The sequence below is a fragment of the uncultured Psychrobacillus sp. genome, from assembly GCF_938022135.1.
In the GTDB taxonomy this organism is placed as follows: domain Bacteria; phylum Bacillota; class Bacilli; order Bacillales_A; family Planococcaceae; genus Psychrobacillus.
Genome location: NZ_CALIED010000087.1, coordinates 1 through 15,969, shown reverse-complemented (window position 1 = coordinate 15,969; position 15,969 = coordinate 1). Strand labels below are relative to the sequence as shown.

The following is a 15,969-nucleotide window of genomic DNA, read 5'->3' as shown; positions in this document are numbered from 1 at the left end:
TTAATTGACCTTGGGTTTAGTTATCCTTGCTTTCTAATCAATTAACATTCTTGAATTATTTCATATAACGATCAACTAACTCATAGCATCTTTCTTCCGTAAGATTAGCGAGAACAGCTACATATTCTAAATGCTCCTGCGTACCACCTTTAAATTTTAGAGAAGCTTCTAATGCTTGGTCATCTCTATCTTTTAACCATTGTAGTTGATTTTCTCTCAATAGGTCCATTTCTTCTGGAGACAATTGCTCCTTTAATTCACCATATATTTCATTCAACAGTTTATCCCATAGTTCCCATCTATCATCTTCCACTTTTTTTAGCGCATAAGTCGAAGAATCAGTTGCCTGCAATTTTTCTGCCTCTAATTTAGTGTTGTTTAATTTTATGGAGTACTCTTCTTTTAAGGTAGAATCCTTAGGCACTGGATTTTCTTGAGTGTCATTTGATGTACTTTTGTTTTCATCCAAGACTGATTTTTTGTCTTGAGATACTTCACTATTTTGGGACTGGTTGTCCAGCTCAGTACTAGTTTCTGGTGAGTCTTCACAAGCAGCTAATAAAGCTGCTAGCACTAATGTGACTATTGGTATTATATATTTTTTATTCATAAACTAAGCGTTCACCTTTCTTGTTTAGTCGTACACATGGAAGAGCATAAGCTCATGAATCATTTTTTTGACTGCTTCCTCGTCTGACGGAGTTTCTCCGATCCACTTAATCGTGCCATCCGGCTCGTATTCCGCAGCAAATCTTTGTTGCTTGTAAAAGAAAGAAACTGACCAGCCGGGCAGCTGTTTGTTGTCATAGAGTGACTTAAAGCTGAAATGTTGTAGCAATATAATCATACCTTTCATGTGAGTGAATTTGCTCGCATATACTAGTATAAATGACTAGCGAAGGAGCATCTAATTGTTTATTGAAAAGCTGGAACAAGCAATTAAAAATGAGTACGCCGATTACCATCATTATATGGATATGTATAAGCTGACGGACGACCCATACTGGCAAGAATTCATCGAGCACGTGTACGAGGACGAAAAAAGCCATTATGAAATGTTTCAACAACTCTATTATATGCTTACAGGAAGTTTTGTTCAAAACTTACAGAAAGTTTCCCCGTGTGAAGATTTAAAATCCTGTGTCAAGCAGTCAGTCAAGGATGAATTGGAAACTGCAGAAGTATACAAGGAAATGCTACTCCAAATACCGATTCAACAGGCATATGCACCACTTTTTTGCGCGATGCATGATGAAACCGAGCATGCCATTCGTTTTTCGATGATGTACAATGCACTCTAATTGTTTTTGTGTTTCTCTCTCCTCTGCTATAATAATCTAGAAGCTAGAGGAAAAAGGTGAGAACGATGGGTTTTTTATGGACAATCATATTCATGGCAGTCGTCGGAGCAGCAATTGGAGCGGTTACAAATCACCTCGCCATTAAAATGCTATTTAGACCTCATGAAGCAAAGTATATAGGATCATGGAGAGTGCCGTTCACTCCAGGTTTAATACCTAAGCGTCGGGATGAGCTTGCCAAACAATTAGGAATAACTGTTATCAAGCATTTATTGACTCCGGATATTTTCAAAAAGAAGTACTTTAATGATGCGATGAAGAGTAAGGCTAATGACTTTGTGGTAAAGCAGCTAAATAAAAATATATTACAATCAGATAAAACAGTACATGATTGGTTGAAGCTTGCAGGAATAGAATCTGTGCCATCTCTTGTGAATGCAAAAATAGATGAACAGGTTGATATACAGTTTAATCGTATATTAACAAAGTTAGAGAATGAAACAATTCGTCAAATTGCTCCACTAGATTGGCAAGAAAAGGCCAATAGCAAGGTTGGGGATATTGTTTCTTATATTCTTCAAAAGGGTGAGGAATTTTTCCAATCAGAAGAAGGTAAAAGTACAGTTAAGAAGCTGATTGATGATTTCCTTTCTACTAAAGGAACACTCGGTAATATGATTCAAATGTTTATGGGAGATTCCAACTCACTTGTGGGCAAGGTACAGCCTGAAATTTTAAAGTTTCTACGGGCACCTGGAACAAAAGTGATGCTCGAAAACATTGTCCAAAACGAGTGGGAGAAGCTAAAGGATCGACCATTGGTTGAGATGATGGAGGGCTTTGATTTTGATCCATTAGTAGTCAATGTGAAAGCATATTTAAGAGAGCAGCTTGCAATTGAAGATAGATTAAATTATAGTTTAAACCATTACTTCCCTGGTGCCTCTGAATGGATCGAGACCCAAATGGTACCGAAAATAACTAATTTTGCTTTTGTTGAGGCAGAGTCTAAATTAGAGGAAGTATTGCGTAAAATGAAGCTAGAGGAAATGGTTAAAGAGCAGGTTGACTCATTCCCAGTTGCACGATTAGAGGATATCGTACTTGGAATCTCTAAAAGAGAATTCAAAATGATTACTGTTCTCGGTGGTGTATTAGGGGGACTTATAGGAATTATACAAGGTCTAATCGTATTCCTAACTAGCTAATAAAAGGCGTGTTCGATGCCTAAAAAAGGAGCATACAAAACATGATTAACATTTATGACGACATTAACAAACTAGAGGCATCACTACGCCAAACAGATGAATTCGCAAACGTGAAAGCAGCAGTAGAATCAGTAAAATCAGATCAAGAGGCACTTGCATTATTCCAAAGCTTCCGCAAAATTCAGCTTGCCTTACAAGAAAAGCAAATGAAGGGCGAAGAAATCTCTGGGGAAGAGATTGAATACGCACAAAAAACGGCACAACTTGCGCAAACAAACGAGAAAATCTTTCACATGCTACAATCTGAAATGGCACTTAGCCAAATGATTGAAGAAATCAATCGTGTGTTGCTAAAACCAGTTCAAGAATTGTATGAAGGAATTTAAGATGGATTTAAAGCTCTAGGCTTCTTGCTTAGAGCTTTTTTTTATTGGCTAAAAAGAAGGATTAAAGTAATTAATGACGAATTATAAAAATGAATGACTATTCACAAAGGGGATTTTATGATGTACAAAACTTTACTATTTGAACAAGAGGGTCGTATCGCCACACTAACGTTAAACAGACCAAATGCAATGAACGCTATGGATGAAACGATGATGGAGGAATTAGCCAATGTTCTAGAAGGATTAAAAGAGAATAAAACAATACAGGTGCTAATTATTAAAGGGGAGGGGCGTGCTTTTTCAGCTGGCGGAGATATTAAAGCGATGCTCAGCGATGACAAGCCACTCGATATAGAAGCAGCCATGGAGTATTTAACTCGTATCGCAACCAACTTGTATACATTGCCCCAAATTACGATTGCCTCCGTACATGGAGCGGCAGCTGGCCTTGGCTTTAGTATGGTATTAGGCTGCGATATTATTATCGCCGAGGAAAATAGTAAGCTAGCGATGAACTTCATCGGAATTGGCTTGATACCTGATGGAGGGGGTCACTTCTTCTTAAAGGAAAGAGTCGGGATACCTAAGGCAAAGCAGCTTATGTGGAGCGGGCAATTATTTAACGGCAAGGAAGCACAGAAATTAGGACTAGTAGACGAGGTAGCGCCAGATGGAGCAGGACATACAACAGCAGCAGCCTATGCCCAAAAGCTGTTAGCATCACCTGTAGCAGCCATGATCACCTCTAAGGAAATACTACATTTATCTAAGATTAATGAACTCCAAGCCATTTTAAGAGGCGAAGCAAAAGGTCAAACAGCAATGCGTAAAACTGCGGATCACCAAGAAGGCATACAAGCATTCGTGCAAAAGCGTAAACCTGCCTTTAAAGGGGAGTAATGATAGTGAGAGCCGAGGTAGTTGTATGCCTCGGCTCTTTTTTGTCGTCGGATAAAGATTTGTGAAGTGCCTGTAAAAGGAGGATGTAAAATGGAATCTGCACGTAAAGGTGGGGAAAGTGTCACATAAGGAGAGGGGAAGTGCACGTAAATGGGTGGTTTAGTGAATGTAAAAGCGAAATCCGCACCTAAATCTTGGTAGTGAGCACGTAAAGGGAGTAGAAGTGTCACATAAGGAGAGGGAAAGTGCACGTAAATGGGTGTGAAGTGCACGTAAAAAGGCAATCCGCACCTTATACTTGATTAGGCGCACCTAAAGGGAGTAGAAATGTCACATAAGGAGAGAAAAAGTGCACCTAAATGGGTGTGAAGTGCACGTAAAAAGGCAATCCGCACCTTAAACTTGATTAGGCGCACCTAAAGGGAGTAGAGATGTCACATAAGGAGAGAAAAAGTGCACCAAAATCGGTATAAAGTGCACGTAAAGTCATATCCCCCTTCCAGAGATTGATAAGCGCCCATAACCTCATGCAAAGTGTCCCATAACCGACAGGGAAACGCCCGTAAATCAATAGAACGCGCCCATAAACCCCGAAAAAGCCCATAACTTCATCTAAAGTGTCCATAAAGGGAAGGAGAGTGTCCCATAAGCACCAGAAAAGAGCCCATAAATTAATCAAAAGCTCCCGTAAACTTGCCTGGCGCCCATAAAACATCCTAAAACGCCCATAAACCAACAATAGCTCCCCATAATTTAACACCCCCTATTACTCCTCCTATATATTTTCCCAAAAATTTAATTTAGACTGTAACAATATAGAGATCCAAACGTTTTAGGTTAGAAGGGAGGCAGAGTAGTGAAGAAGCAAAGGCAAGATGATTTAGAAACAGTCTATTTGGTGTATGCGAAGCCTCTCTACTTTTATTTACTTAAACTAACCGGTTCGGAATCCGTGGCAGAAGAACTTGTACAGGAGACCTTTTATAGAGCAGCACTCTCCCTTGATTTATATGAGGGGGGACAGGTGAAAAGCTGGCTATATAAGGTAGCTAGAAATACATATATGGATGAATGGCGAAAGCGAAAGAGGTGGAGGTGGGTTCCCCTCTATGACTACCTCTCCAATTCAGAGGAATATATAAGTCCTTATGGGATACCGGAGGACGATTTATTAACTCAGGAAAGTTCCCATGAGATCAAGGATGTATCCCTGCTACTCCCAGAAAATTACCGAACCATTTTGTATTTAAGAGAATTTGAGGAATTTTCCTATGAGGAGATTGCAGATACGCTAGAGATTACGTTAGACCAAGTCAAAGTAACGATACATAGGGCACGACAACGATTTAAACAATTGGCAGATCGACTTGGTAAGGATTTTGATAGGAGTGGAAAAGATGGAATGGAATGATGATAAAGCAAAAGCAATTGTACAAAAACATAAAAAACGTTTTTCATGGAAGTTATCTTTCAATGTGATTCGTGTACTTTTAGGAATTGTTCTTGTATATGCCGTGTATATGATAAGCGTTTCAATTATTTATGATGCTACCAATGTAGGTAAGCGTAATGAATTTTATCAGAAACTAGCTGTTGATTGGACTTATCCAGGTTATACCTCCAGTATTTCAGTCGATAGCACGAATGAAATTAACCCACTTTTAACCCAAAAGATTGAATTTCCTTTAATAAAAATAATAGGTAAAGAGGAGTTTGCTATTACAAAAGTTAGCTTAAATAAACCACTTATAGACTCTTATAGCACCACTACTGTTAATGAGTATTTTCCCTATAGTAGTCACAAGGAATTTACTTTTTCTTTACCCTATAATCCTGTAACGAATGTAAAACTAAACGAAACGGAGACGCCGGATGTTTGGAACCAATTAGAGCACGTCCATGAAGGAAATGTTGCTCAGCTAGCTTTTTCCATTAACGATTACTCCTCACCAGAAGAACTTTTAGATTTAGTTTCTTCTTATCAAGTAGATGTTCTTTGGATGCCGGTTTATATGGGGGAGTTAAAGAACTTCACTGAAGGTGGCTGGAGTGGCAGTGAAAACGATATAACATTAGCAAAACCTTGGGGGTTAGCAGGATTTAAACATGTAGATGAAGACTTTAACATCACATATTCTACCACTAATTTAAACACCGAAACAGTCAAAGAAAGCCAAGAAATCATGCTTAAAAATATGGAAAGAATGCTCAAAGAAGATAAAAATCTAGCGGAAACATTGCTAGGAACAGACTATCTTCAACAACGATATGACTATCTTCAAAAAGAAGGATTTCAAGTGTACGGAGCGGTAGTGACAGGTCCAGTGAAACAATTACTGAAGCTTAAAGAGGTAGGTGGTGTTCACAACGCAAAACTTGGAGAGATCAAACCGTGGAATTGGATTGAACAATAAAAAAGGACTTAGCCCGTTAATTATAGCGGTGCTAAGTCCCTTTTTATATTACACATGAAACAATATTAGTTTGCCTGAGCTATTTACAAGGCGATGTGTTTTATTACCATAGCCCTTTTCGTTAATTGCTTCTTCACCTTGTTTTTTTGCTGCTTCGTCGTTTTCGTAATTCCATGTTTCCTCAATGATCAGTTCCCCAGTTGGTTCAAATGCTGTGAATTTATATGCTTTCATATATCATACACCCCTTATGTATTCTTAAAATTCATTATACAACAAAAATTAAAAAATAAAAGTAAAGTCAGCTTGACATTGCTTTGGAAAGTAAAGTATACTTTACGTAAAGTTAGCTTTACAAAAGGGAGGGTACTGGTGAAAAATTATGTTCGAGATAAGCGAATGGAACTAGGATTGACGCAGGATGAATTATCAGAAAAACTGGAGGTGTCTCGGCAAACTATCATTTCTTTAGAAAAAGGAAAGTATAATCCATCTATTCAATTGGCGTTTAAGCTTTCCAGGTTATTCAAATGTTATATAGAAGACATTTTCATTTACGAGGGGGACGATTAAATGAATGGAGAATTTGATTGGTTCACGTTTTTAATTGGGTTACCAACGGCGATAGCAATTATGGGGATTACTTTTTTTGTTTTTCGTAGAATCGGAAAGAAAAAAAGACTGTTTGATGAAAGGTACAATCAAGTACATTCAACAGCAAGATCTTATTCCTGGAAAGTCACAACTGCTGCAATATTAGTAGCATGGATGATTATTATCATTGTGGAGGGACCAGGACTTGCATTCTTCATAATGACCGGTCTTTGGGTTGTACACATAGTCTCTTATGGGGTAGGGGCTGCAGTAGCAGATAAAAATAACTAAAAGGAGGAATAAATCATGACCAAGGCTAAATGGGCACTAGTGGCATCCTTATTTGCTTTAATCGGAATGCCATTAATTTTTTTAGGAATTTCGATATATACAGGACAGTGGTATTACTTTCTCTTTAGCCTGCCGGCGGGGTTAACGGCAGGGATAACTGGTTTAGTGTCATCTCTTGTACAAATACAATTGGAAAAGAAATAAAAACAAGGCTATCACACATTTATTTGTGTATAGCCTTTTCTATATGATAAAATAAGAACAAATATTCTATTTTTAGTGAGGTGTAGTACGATGGCAGCTATTCGTTTTTTACATGTGGCAGATTTACATTTGGACAGTCCCTTTAAAGGTCTTTCATCTATCCCTAAAAATAGATGGCAGGAAATCAGAGAAAGCACATTTCATGCCTTTGAAAATATGATTCAGTATGCAGTTACGACTAAGCCAGACTTTGTCCTTATAGCCGGAGATATATACGATGGTGAAAATCGGAGCTTGCGAGCCCAGCATTTATTTCAAAGGGGAATGGAAGCTCTTCGAGAAGTCGGGGTACCGGTTTTCATTTGTCATGGGAATCATGATCATTTGAGTGGCAACTGGGTGCGTTTCCAGTTACCTGACAATGTACAGGTCTTCGGTCAGGATGTAGAGACTAAAACGATTGCTGTCCAAGGAAATCAAGTCCATATTTCTGGCTTTAGCTATAAGGAGCGTCATATCCGAGATGCGATGCATTCCTATTATCCGAATGCCAGTGGTCAGGGCTATCATATCGGAATGCTACATGGGAGCTTAGAGGGAGACAAAGAGCATGATGTGTATGCTCCGTTTCGTCAAAGTGATTTAATCGGGAAGGGGTATGACTACTGGGCGCTTGGACATATACATAAGCGACAGGTGTTACATATGGATCCTGCTATTGTTTATCCAGGTAATATTCAAAGCCGCCATCGAAATGAAAGAGGCAAGAAAGGGTTCTATGATGTAACTCTAACCAAAGATAAAACAGAGCTACAATTTGTTCCATGTAGCATGTTTATATACGATCAGTTAGAGGTTTCCTGCAAGCATATCATCCATGCCAATGAATTGATAAGCCTTGTGGAGCAGGAGCTAAAGGATTATGTGGAACAAAACGGAAACGCCATAGTAGAACTTACGCTTTCCGATATTTCAGAGGAAACTTTTGAAATGCTTGATGCCTCATCGAGGGAGGAGTGGCTAGCTATTTTTCAGGAATCTCTAGACAAGCATAATCCATTTATTCTCCTCAAGGATTTAACTATTAACCTACCAACTAGTCAGTTAAACGAAGCACTTATACTTTCAGAAATATGGGAAGGGTGGGATTCCGCCGCATGGAAGCTTGCTGTAAAAGAATTGTATCAGCATCCAAAAGGTAGTCGATATCTACCAAGCATTGACGAGCATTTCATTGAAGAGGTCAAAAAAGAATCAAAACAATTACTGAACAAGGCTGTATCGAGGGGAGTGTAGAGGGTATGAAAATAGAAAAGCTCCACATATATGGCTTTGGAAAACATGAAAATCTAGAGGTTAATGTACATGATGGGATTAACGTATTCTATGGAGAAAATGAAGCCGGGAAGTCCACGATTCAGCAATTTATACTTCACATCCTTTTTGGCTTCCCGCAACGAAATTCACAGCTGCTAAGATATGAGCCTAGAAGTAATGCCACCTATGGAGGTAAAATACAAATTCTAATGGACGATGGCAGTAGAGTTTTCATCGAGAGAGTAAAAGGGAAGGCAAGTGGAGATGTAACCTTATATTTTGAGGATGGTACTCGAGGAGGAGAAAAGGAGCTTGCGGCAATATTGAATGCTTATAGTCGAGCAGATTATGAGGCAATCTTTTCATTTTCTCTACTTCAGCTGCAAGGATTTGAAAAAATGACGGAGGAAGAGCTGACACGTACTTTACTTTCTTCTGGAACTACAGGAATGGACACGTTATCTAGTGTTGAAATGCAGTTTGCAAAAGAAATGGGAGAGCTATATAAGCCTACTGGACGAAAGCCCCTCATCAATCAAAAAATGGAGGAGATAAGACAACTTGAAACAGCTTGGAAGGCAGAAATGGACCAAGTGGAAAAGTACGAGCCCTCCATCCAGCGTTTAAATGAGATTGAAAGCATCTTAAAAGAATCGGTAGAACGTGAGAAAGAGCTAGGGGACCAACTTCAGGATTATTCCCATTGGAAGCAATTAAAACCGTTAAAAATAGCGGAAAATGAGCTGTTAGAGAAAGTGGATAAGCTACCAAGTCATTCATTTCCTCCGGAAGGTCTTCGACGATATGAGGCTATTAAGGACAAGCAGACCAATACTCAAATAGCTGTAGAACAATTAAAGCAGGAGCTGCAGTCAATGGTTCATAGTAGTGAAGCAATAGCTCCAGAAACTCTAGAGGAAATCCAAGATTTTTTAAGCCAGGAATCTCAATGGCATCAATTACGTGCAAAACGAGTTCAGTTAGAAGAGGAGCATAGTAAAATTCTCCAGCAGCAAATGCAAGAGCTTAGCCTAGTTGGAATTGATTGGGAAAGCAGCTTAAATGATATTGTGGCGGCTGATGTATCGATCCAGCAGGAGGACCGACTGGTGACGATGCTTAACCAACAAGAGCAGCTTAATCAACAATTTCAACAAGAAGAACGTTTGCTAAACCTGAAAATGCAGGATGTCGAGCAGCTAGAAAAACGGCTTCGTGAATCTAAACGTTCACATAATTCATCTAAGGGTCAGAGTAACACAAAAGGTATTCTATTTTCACTAGTAGGATTTGTAATGATGATTGGGTTAATCTTTAGTTTTCTTGCATCCAATTGGCTAATTGCGCTCCTTACTGTAATTATAAGTGCTGGGATATACGGCGGGTTTACCTTGCTTATCAAAGGTCTTCAAAAAGAGAATGAGGCTCATCAATATACAGATTTATTAGAGGAAGAATTAAGGAGTCTAAAGGATCAAATTGTGCATCTTGAAGGTGTAGTTTCAGAAGTTGAACATCAAAAGAAGGAATGCAAGCATAAAATTTATGCTTTTTTAAGAAATTATCAAATTGATGAAGAATTATCCCCAAGCTTACTGCCTAAGCTATTTAACCGGTTGAGACTGATTCAAAATCAACAAATCCAACTTGACCAGATGGAAGGTAAGCTCGAGGAAGTCAGTAGAAATTTAAGGGGCTTGGAACGCAGAGCACAGTCCTTCGTGAAATCCCAGTTAGTAGATGATCTTTTATTCCATCAGCTCCGGGAAATTTATTTGAAAGAAAAGAAAAAGCTAGAAGAAGAGCAGACTACTCTTAGTAAAATAACAAAGCTTCAAGAAAAGTTGAACGAGCTAGATTTGTTATTAAACGCTCAGGAACAGCAGATTACTATGCTATTTAAGGAAGCGGGAGTTTCAACAGAAAGTGATTTTTACCAAGCGCATGTAGTTTCTCAAGCTAGAGCGGCACTAGAAAAAGAATTAGAGCATGTGAGAATGCAATTAGGCGATCGGAAAATAAACTTACATGATTTTGAAGAAACCTTTGAAGTAACAGCAAGAGAAACTCTAGAGGCGATGAAAGAAAAAAGTCAAACTCTTTTAGAAGAAAAAGCTACCTTACTTTATGAAACGAGTCGCTTACTCGAGAATGAGGAACAAAGTCAAAAGCTACAGCAATTAGAAGAGAAAAAATCAGAGCTGTATGAATTAGTAAAAAAATGGGCTGCTTATAAAACGGTAACAGAAGCGATCAAGCAGACAGTATTGCAGTTAAAAGAAGAACGACTGCCAGACGTACTAGAAAAAGCCAAAAGCTATTTTAGGGTCTTAACGAACGAATCCTACGAGCTGCTAGAGTTTACACAAGAGGGATTATTCGAGGCAGTTAAACCTAGTGGAGAACGATTTCGAATAGCAGAGCTAAGTCAGGCAACGAAGGAGCAGGCGTATATTGCATTAAGGTTTGCATTAGCCGTTTCCTTAAAGAATAGGGTAGCTTTTCCTATTATTCTAGATGATCCATTTGTACATTTCGATCGAAACCGCTTAAAACAAGTGGTACAATTAATGAAAGAGCTACAAAATGAACATCAACTACTATATTTTACGTGTCATGAGCATATGCGTCTTAGTTGGAATGAGGCTCATATAATAGATGTAGCGACATTACAAGTTGGAAGTGGAGGGGTTTTGAGATGAAGGGAATTACACAGCTACGAGTAGGAGATCCTGTCGATCATTTCTTACTGATAAAACAATCAACTAAAGGTATCACTACCGTTGGAAAACCGTTTATGTCACTAATATTGCAAGATAAAAGTGGAGATATTGAAGCGAAGCTATGGGATACGAACGAGGAGCATGAAAAGCAATACGCAGCTAGTCAAATAGTGCGTGTCGGGGGCGAAATCCAAGACTATCGCGGGAAATTCCAGCTACGAGTAAAAAGTATCCGACCTGTGAAATCAGACGAGACGATATCTATTAATGACTTAGTCCCATCAGCAGAAAAGTCAAAAGAAGAATTGATGGAGGAGTTACTACAATTTTTCTTTGAGATGAAAAATCCTTTGATACAACGTGTAACACGCCATTTAATGAAAAAGCATCAAACTGCGTTTATGACATATCCGGCAGCCACTAAAAATCACCATGATTACGCGTCTGGTTTAATCGATCATGTTGTTTCTATGCTTAAGCTAGGGAAATCGCTTTGCGAGCTGTATCCGACTTTAAACAAGGATCTTTTGTATGCCGGGATCATCTTACATGATATCGGAAAGGTTCTAGAGCTTTCAGGTCCTGTCGCTACTACGTATACAATTGAAGGTAACCTTTTAGGGCATATTACGATAATGGTAAATGAAATATCAAAGGCAGCGGAAGAGCTTCAAATTGAAGGCGAAGAAATAATGCTCCTTCAGCATATGGTGCTTTCTCATCATGGTAAAGAAGAGTGGGGCAGTCCTAAGCGTCCAATGGTGCGTGAAGCAGAGATCTTACACTATATTGACAATATCGATGCCAAGATGAATATGCTTAATCGTGCTTTAGCAAAAACAAACCCAGGTGAATTCACTGAGCGTCTATTCCCATTAGAAAATCGTTCCTTCTATAAACCTACTTTTGAATAGCTAGAAAAAACGTAAAGGTCAAATAGACCTTTACGTTTTTTATATGGCTAGCTAAAAGATAAAAAGAGACCGCAACTTTATAGTTACGGTCTCTTTAGTCAAAACGATATCTAATTATTTTTCAGTTTCTTCAGTCGTTGCATCTTCTTCAGTTACCGGTTGCTCTGTAGAACCTGCAGCGTCTCCTGCAGCTAAAAATTCATCAAGTGCTTTTTCTAAATCTTTATCTTTGATGTCAACTTTTGCATCTTTCAACAATTTAGAAATTTTAGGTAGTAATGCAGCTTGATCTGCTTTTTCAAGTTTTAAGTTTTTCTCTAACTCTGCTTTTTTGTCATCATATGACTCTTTAACTTCACGCTTGTCCGTAACTTCGATAACGTGGAATCCAAAGCTAGATTGAACTGGCTCACTGATTACGTTAGGCTCTAAGGCAAATGCAGCTTCTTCAAATTCTGCAGCCATTGCACCTTTACCAAACCAACCTAATTCTCCACCACTTTGTTGTGCAGCTGGTTCTGTAGAATAAGCTTTTGCCACTTCCGCAAAATCTTTTCCGGATTCTAATTCAGCTTTAACTTTCTTAGCCGTTTCTTCATCCTCTACAAGCACGTGGCGTGCATTAATTTCATTTTTCGTATTTTCATATTCAGCCTTAATTTCATCTTCTGAAACTTCTACATCTTCAATAAGAGCAGCTTCTTGTAGAAGGTTAAGACGTAAATACTTTTTGTAGGATTCTTCTGTGTATCCTTGTTGTGCAAGCAATGTTTCAAAGTTTTCCCCAAGTTGTTCTTTATCTGCTTTTAGCTGAGCATCTACTTGTTTGTCGGTAACATCGTACTTAGAGTCTAATACTTTTTCAATCATAAGAAGTTGAAAAGCTTGATCTCCAATAGAAGCCTTCATTTCTTCATATAAATCATTTTGTGTGATGTCGCCTACTTTAGAGGATGCAATTACTTTGCTGCTATCTGCAGATTCATTGTCATTACAAGCCCCTAATGCAAGAACAGATGCTGCTAACGTTAATGATAAAACTGTTTTTTTCATAAAAATCTCTCCTAACTTCATCTTGCTGCAACTGTAACTATACCATAAACGAAATAAAAACAAAAATGGTTCCCGTGCATTTGCCCACCATATTTGGAAACCACCGCATAAGATAAATTAGAAAGAGGAGGTGTTCTAAATGGGTGGACAATACAACTACGGCGGTGGCTCTGGTGCTGGTTCAGGTTTTGCTTTATTGGTAGTTCTGTTTATTCTTTTGATTATCGTTGGCGCTGCTTTCATCTACTAACGTAATCAATGACTAAGAACACTTAGGTGTTCTTAGTCACTGTATGGCTAATAAAAGAAATGACCCAATCATATAAATGATTTGGGTCAATTTTTCTATTAAACTGCGTAAACTAACTCAACATAGAAAGATACAAGAAGAATCGTAATTAATATATTAATGGTTCTAAAAATCTTAGGATGTTTTTCTTCTGGGATTTCTTTTGACATCACAAGTGCATATGTCATTCGATTAATTTGTAGCAAGTAAAATGCTGAGAATAGAACTAAAGTAAATATGATCATGTCTAAACTCCCTTCATGTACACTAAGCATATCAAATTAGGGGTATTAGTTACAAGTGTAACATATTACTAATGATGGGAAGCGACGATTAAAATTTGATAACCAGCGTCTGTTTCTTCGACAAAAGCACTTCTAGGTGATTTACTTAAATTCTTTACATAGATCAGATCTATCAGGCACATACCGCAATGATAGGCTAATAGCATAATGAAATAATGAGCAAAATGTGGCGCCGCAAGAGCACCTATTAGAATAGCAGCGTTTATAAAAATAAAAGGTGAAAGCAACGAAAATATAAACTGATATTTATTTATTGGTTCACAGACTTTTATGGAAACTATCGGAAGAAAACCATAACGTCTGTTGATAGTTACTTTTATATGGTCACGAATCGTAAATAACGGAAGAAAATGAAACAACTTGTGAAGCGGATATACCATTATCATACCAATCGCAAATAGCCAAAAGAAGTCATCAGATTTATGTGAGTCATTAATAGTTCCTTGTAAAGCATAGACAATTGAAAAAACGGACATAACTAGTATGGAAGATAGGAAAAATAGCCGTTCCATACCATATTGTTTTTTGACATTAATAGTTTTCCAACAATGCAAGATTGATGCATCTCCTATATAGTAAAATATATTTCAGATACATACAATACGATGTTTCTATATAAAATACAAGCTTATTAATTGTAAAGATTTATAGAACGCTTACATTGCTGATATGACGCTATTCTGCCTTTGTGAAAGACTCATCAATATTTTGAATAGAACGCTCGAATATTTCCATGAAGTCGTCACCATAAATATTGCGAATAACTGCCATAACATCCATGAAGTCTGGAAACCTGCCGTACAAATCTTTCATTGGACGAGACCCTTCAATAACAGAATGAGGAGTTTGGTGGTAATTCTCATACATTTCCTCTAAAAGTAGTTGACCTTTTTCCGTAACGTCTACATAAGTGTTGCGCTTGTCTGTGTCTCGTTTAGAGAAAGAAAGCAATCCACGCTCCTCGAGTTTCTTAGAGAAATTAAAGGCTGTAGAAACATGCATAACTCCAAATTTAGCTACATCTGAAATGGTCGCACCTTTTAAATGATAGGATATCCATAAAATATGGTGTTCATTAATATTAAGGTCATAGGGCTTAATCCATGTTTGCCAATCTTTTTCTACTGCCTTCCAAAGAGCCTTGGAAAGTTGAGCGATTCGCTGACTATATAGCATTGCTTCCTTCATCGTATAAAATTGATCAGTCATCTCGTATGCCTTCTTTCTGGTATATAATCTTAACACATTATAGCAATAAAGTAAGAAAATTGAAATAAAATATTTGAAAATATTATTAATTTTATAATAATTTATTTTATTTCAACATTAGTCCAGTTAGACATAATTTCCTATAACGATAAGTATAGACACCTATAGTTAGTCTAGCAAGCTATTCATATAGATATATTTTAGAATAATTGAAACATTCAAAAAATCTATAGGTTTAAAAAAAGTATGCCTTTAATCTAAAAGACTAAACGCATACTGTTGGTTAGTTAGTAACTATAACTTCTTTTTTCTTAGGAAGTGCTTGTTCAAGCTCATCAATAGCTGTTTGAATGGATGAAATCTCATTTTGTAATTGTTGTTGGAGAGGGGCTGTGTCGCTTTGCCACTTTTCAACGCTTTCTTTCACGTCTTTGACTGTTCGTGGAATCATAACCTGTGATTCTGCCTTTAAGCTTTGTATCGATACCTTCACTTTTCGTAGCTGATCATTAATATCGGAAAGCTTGTCTTTGTAGTCAGCAGATACCGCTTTAATATTTTCCCTAACTTCTGGACCACTTTTAGGGGTGGATAAAAGTACAGTAGTCGCACCTGTTAATGCTCCAAGAGCTACACCAATTAATAATTGTGATACTTTCATGCAAATCACTCCTTATATGTATATATTATTCCTTTCCTTTCCATTATTAAAACATAATATTCAATACAAAAAAAGCTTTCCTCATAAAAGGAAAGCTTTTTCAGTGTTTAGGAATTATATAAATATAGACATGTGGATAAATTAATGTCTAGCTCCACCGCCTTGCCCCTCGGGGTCAAATGGGAAAATACTGCTCCTGC

At 37.7% G+C, this 15,969-nt stretch carries 21 protein-coding genes; 13 read left to right on the top strand and 8 right to left on the bottom strand.

The features are described 5' to 3' along the window. Nucleotides 1-55: 55 nt before the first annotated feature. Together Q0371_RS18205 and Q0371_RS18200 are read right to left on the bottom strand one after the other, a co-directional pair. A complete protein-coding gene (locus tag Q0371_RS18205; protein WP_298473883.1) occupies nt 56-610 on the bottom strand; it encodes a lysozyme inhibitor LprI family protein in 555 nt (184 codons plus the stop codon). A gap of 24 nt (nt 611-634) precedes the next feature. Next, nucleotides 635-838: a YheE family protein gene (locus tag Q0371_RS18200; protein WP_298473880.1), complete on the bottom strand. Its 204-nt coding sequence runs from the start codon at nt 836-838 to the stop codon at nt 635-637. Nucleotides 839-911: 73 nt separating this feature from the next. Here Q0371_RS18200 and Q0371_RS18195 point away from each other — a divergent pair, with 73 nt between their 5' ends. From Q0371_RS18195 to Q0371_RS18170, 6 genes are all read left to right on the top strand, one after another. Beyond that, on the top strand, nt 912-1,301 hold the full coding sequence (locus Q0371_RS18195; RefSeq protein WP_298473878.1) for a ferritin-like domain-containing protein: 390 nt from the start codon (nt 912-914) through the stop codon (nt 1,299-1,301). A gap of 65 nt (nt 1,302-1,366) precedes the next feature. Then, on the top strand, nt 1,367-2,509 hold the full coding sequence (locus Q0371_RS18190; RefSeq protein WP_298473875.1) for a DUF445 family protein: 1,143 nt from the start codon (nt 1,367-1,369) through the stop codon (nt 2,507-2,509). A 41-nt stretch (nt 2,510-2,550) separates the two neighbouring features. Further along, entirely contained in the window at nt 2,551-2,895 is a 345-nt protein-coding gene (locus Q0371_RS18185) for a YlbF family regulator (RefSeq protein ID WP_298473872.1), read from the top strand. 117 nt (nt 2,896-3,012) lie between these two features. After that, nucleotides 3,013-3,795 (top strand): enoyl-CoA hydratase, encoded by a 783-nt coding sequence (locus tag Q0371_RS18180; RefSeq protein ID WP_298473869.1) that lies wholly within the window; start codon nt 3,013-3,015, stop codon nt 3,793-3,795. A gap of 856 nt (nt 3,796-4,651) precedes the next feature. Continuing rightward, nucleotides 4,652-5,206: a sigma-70 family RNA polymerase sigma factor gene (locus Q0371_RS18175; protein ID WP_298473866.1), complete on the top strand. Its 555-nt coding sequence runs from the start codon at nt 4,652-4,654 to the stop codon at nt 5,204-5,206. After that, complete coding sequence (locus Q0371_RS18170; protein WP_298473863.1) at nt 5,193-6,209, top strand: anti-sigma factor; 1,017 nt, start codon at nt 5,193-5,195, stop codon at nt 6,207-6,209. Before Q0371_RS18175 ends, Q0371_RS18170 begins: the two co-directional genes overlap by 14 nt. Before the next feature lie 48 nt (nt 6,210-6,257). Here Q0371_RS18170 and Q0371_RS18165 read toward each other — a convergent pair whose 3' ends face one another. Next, on the bottom strand, nt 6,258-6,443 hold the full coding sequence (locus tag Q0371_RS18165; protein ID WP_251556665.1) for a YhzD family protein: 186 nt from the start codon (nt 6,441-6,443) through the stop codon (nt 6,258-6,260). A gap of 138 nt (nt 6,444-6,581) precedes the next feature. Here Q0371_RS18165 and Q0371_RS18160 point away from each other — a divergent pair, with 138 nt between their 5' ends. From Q0371_RS18160 to yhaM, 6 genes are all read left to right on the top strand, one after another. Next, nucleotides 6,582-6,782, top strand: coding sequence for a helix-turn-helix transcriptional regulator (locus tag Q0371_RS18160; protein ID WP_169361391.1), 201 nt, complete (start codon nt 6,582-6,584; stop codon nt 6,780-6,782). Next, the gene (locus Q0371_RS18155; RefSeq protein WP_298473855.1) at nt 6,783-7,094 is read left to right on the top strand and encodes a hypothetical protein; all 312 of its coding nucleotides are present in this window, start codon (nt 6,783-6,785) and stop codon (nt 7,092-7,094) included. A 15-nt stretch (nt 7,095-7,109) separates the two neighbouring features. Then, nucleotides 7,110-7,298: a hypothetical protein gene (locus tag Q0371_RS18150; protein WP_298473853.1), complete on the top strand. Its 189-nt coding sequence runs from the start codon at nt 7,110-7,112 to the stop codon at nt 7,296-7,298. A 90-nt stretch (nt 7,299-7,388) separates the two neighbouring features. Beyond that, on the top strand, nt 7,389-8,594 hold the full coding sequence (locus Q0371_RS18145; protein ID WP_298473850.1) for a DNA repair exonuclease: 1,206 nt from the start codon (nt 7,389-7,391) through the stop codon (nt 8,592-8,594). 5 nt (nt 8,595-8,599) lie between these two features. Then, complete coding sequence (locus tag Q0371_RS18140) at nt 8,600-11,317, top strand: AAA family ATPase (RefSeq protein WP_298473847.1); 2,718 nt, start codon at nt 8,600-8,602, stop codon at nt 11,315-11,317. Then, nucleotides 11,314-12,252 carry a 3'-5' exoribonuclease YhaM gene (gene yhaM, locus Q0371_RS18135; RefSeq protein ID WP_169361387.1) on the top strand — a complete coding sequence of 313 codons (939 nt, stop codon included), beginning with the start codon at nt 11,314-11,316 and terminating at the stop codon, nt 12,250-12,252. The genes Q0371_RS18140 and yhaM overlap by 4 nt, the downstream gene beginning before the upstream one ends. Nucleotides 12,253-12,366: 114 nt before the next feature. On the opposite strand, the gene Q0371_RS18130 is transcribed toward yhaM, so the two are convergent. Beyond that, nucleotides 12,367-13,305 carry a peptidylprolyl isomerase gene (locus Q0371_RS18130; RefSeq protein ID WP_298473842.1) on the bottom strand — a complete coding sequence of 313 codons (939 nt, stop codon included), beginning with the start codon at nt 13,303-13,305 and terminating at the stop codon, nt 12,367-12,369. A 139-nt stretch (nt 13,306-13,444) separates the two neighbouring features. On the opposite strand from Q0371_RS18130, the gene Q0371_RS18125 reads away from it, so the two are divergent. Then, on the top strand, nt 13,445-13,555 hold the full coding sequence (locus Q0371_RS18125) for a YjcZ family sporulation protein (protein ID WP_298473839.1): 111 nt from the start codon (nt 13,445-13,447) through the stop codon (nt 13,553-13,555). A gap of 98 nt (nt 13,556-13,653) precedes the next feature. On the opposite strand, the gene Q0371_RS18120 is transcribed toward Q0371_RS18125, so the two are convergent. The 4 genes from Q0371_RS18120 to Q0371_RS18105 all read right to left on the bottom strand — a co-directional run bounded on the left by Q0371_RS18120 (nt 13,654) and on the right by Q0371_RS18105 (nt 15,769). Next, nucleotides 13,654-13,839 (bottom strand): hypothetical protein, encoded by a 186-nt coding sequence (locus Q0371_RS18120; RefSeq protein ID WP_090570160.1) that lies wholly within the window; start codon nt 13,837-13,839, stop codon nt 13,654-13,656. A gap of 68 nt (nt 13,840-13,907) precedes the next feature. Then, entirely contained in the window at nt 13,908-14,453 is a 546-nt protein-coding gene (locus Q0371_RS18115; protein ID WP_298473819.1) for a DUF3267 domain-containing protein, read from the bottom strand. Nucleotides 14,454-14,574: 121 nt separating this feature from the next. Beyond that, on the bottom strand, nt 14,575-15,108 hold the full coding sequence (locus Q0371_RS18110; RefSeq protein ID WP_169361383.1) for an HTH-type transcriptional regulator Hpr: 534 nt from the start codon (nt 15,106-15,108) through the stop codon (nt 14,575-14,577). A 283-nt stretch (nt 15,109-15,391) separates the two neighbouring features. After that, nucleotides 15,392-15,769 carry a YtxH domain-containing protein gene (locus tag Q0371_RS18105; protein ID WP_169361382.1) on the bottom strand — a complete coding sequence of 126 codons (378 nt, stop codon included), beginning with the start codon at nt 15,767-15,769 and terminating at the stop codon, nt 15,392-15,394. Nucleotides 15,770-15,969 lie beyond the last annotated feature (200 nt).

Bases quoted from the DNA above. Each gene is read 5' to 3' on its own strand.
- Q0371_RS18165 (WP_251556665.1), bottom strand. From the start codon at position 6,443: ATGAAAGCATATAAATTCACAGCATTTGAACCAACTGGGGAACTGATC.
- Q0371_RS18205 (WP_298473883.1), bottom strand. From the start codon at position 610: ATGAATAAAAAATATATAATACCAATAGTCACATTAGTGCTAGCAGCT.
- Q0371_RS18155 (WP_298473855.1), top strand. From the start codon at position 6,783: ATGAATGGAGAATTTGATTGGTTCACGTTTTTAATTGGGTTACCAACG.
- Q0371_RS18145 (WP_298473850.1), top strand. From the start codon at position 7,389: ATGGCAGCTATTCGTTTTTTACATGTGGCAGATTTACATTTGGACAGT.
- Q0371_RS18150 (WP_298473853.1), top strand. From the start codon at position 7,110: ATGACCAAGGCTAAATGGGCACTAGTGGCATCCTTATTTGCTTTAATC.
- Q0371_RS18110 (WP_169361383.1), bottom strand. From the start codon at position 15,108: ATGACTGATCAATTTTATACGATGAAGGAAGCAATGCTATATAGTCAG.
- Q0371_RS18180 (WP_298473869.1), top strand. From the start codon at position 3,013: ATGATGTACAAAACTTTACTATTTGAACAAGAGGGTCGTATCGCCACA.
- Q0371_RS18120 (WP_090570160.1), bottom strand. From the start codon at position 13,839: ATGATCATATTTACTTTAGTTCTATTCTCAGCATTTTACTTGCTACAA.
- Q0371_RS18170 (WP_298473863.1), top strand. From the start codon at position 5,193: ATGGAATGGAATGATGATAAAGCAAAAGCAATTGTACAAAAACATAAA.
- yhaM (WP_169361387.1), top strand. From the start codon at position 11,314: ATGAAGGGAATTACACAGCTACGAGTAGGAGATCCTGTCGATCATTTC.
- Q0371_RS18125 (WP_298473839.1), top strand. From the start codon at position 13,445: ATGGGTGGACAATACAACTACGGCGGTGGCTCTGGTGCTGGTTCAGGT.
- Q0371_RS18130 (WP_298473842.1), bottom strand. From the start codon at position 13,305: ATGAAAAAAACAGTTTTATCATTAACGTTAGCAGCATCTGTTCTTGCA.
- Q0371_RS18185 (WP_298473872.1), top strand. From the start codon at position 2,551: ATGATTAACATTTATGACGACATTAACAAACTAGAGGCATCACTACGC.
- Q0371_RS18105 (WP_169361382.1), bottom strand. From the start codon at position 15,769: ATGAAAGTATCACAATTATTAATTGGTGTAGCTCTTGGAGCATTAACA.
- Q0371_RS18140 (WP_298473847.1), top strand. From the start codon at position 8,600: ATGAAAATAGAAAAGCTCCACATATATGGCTTTGGAAAACATGAAAAT.
- Q0371_RS18190 (WP_298473875.1), top strand. From the start codon at position 1,367: ATGGGTTTTTTATGGACAATCATATTCATGGCAGTCGTCGGAGCAGCA.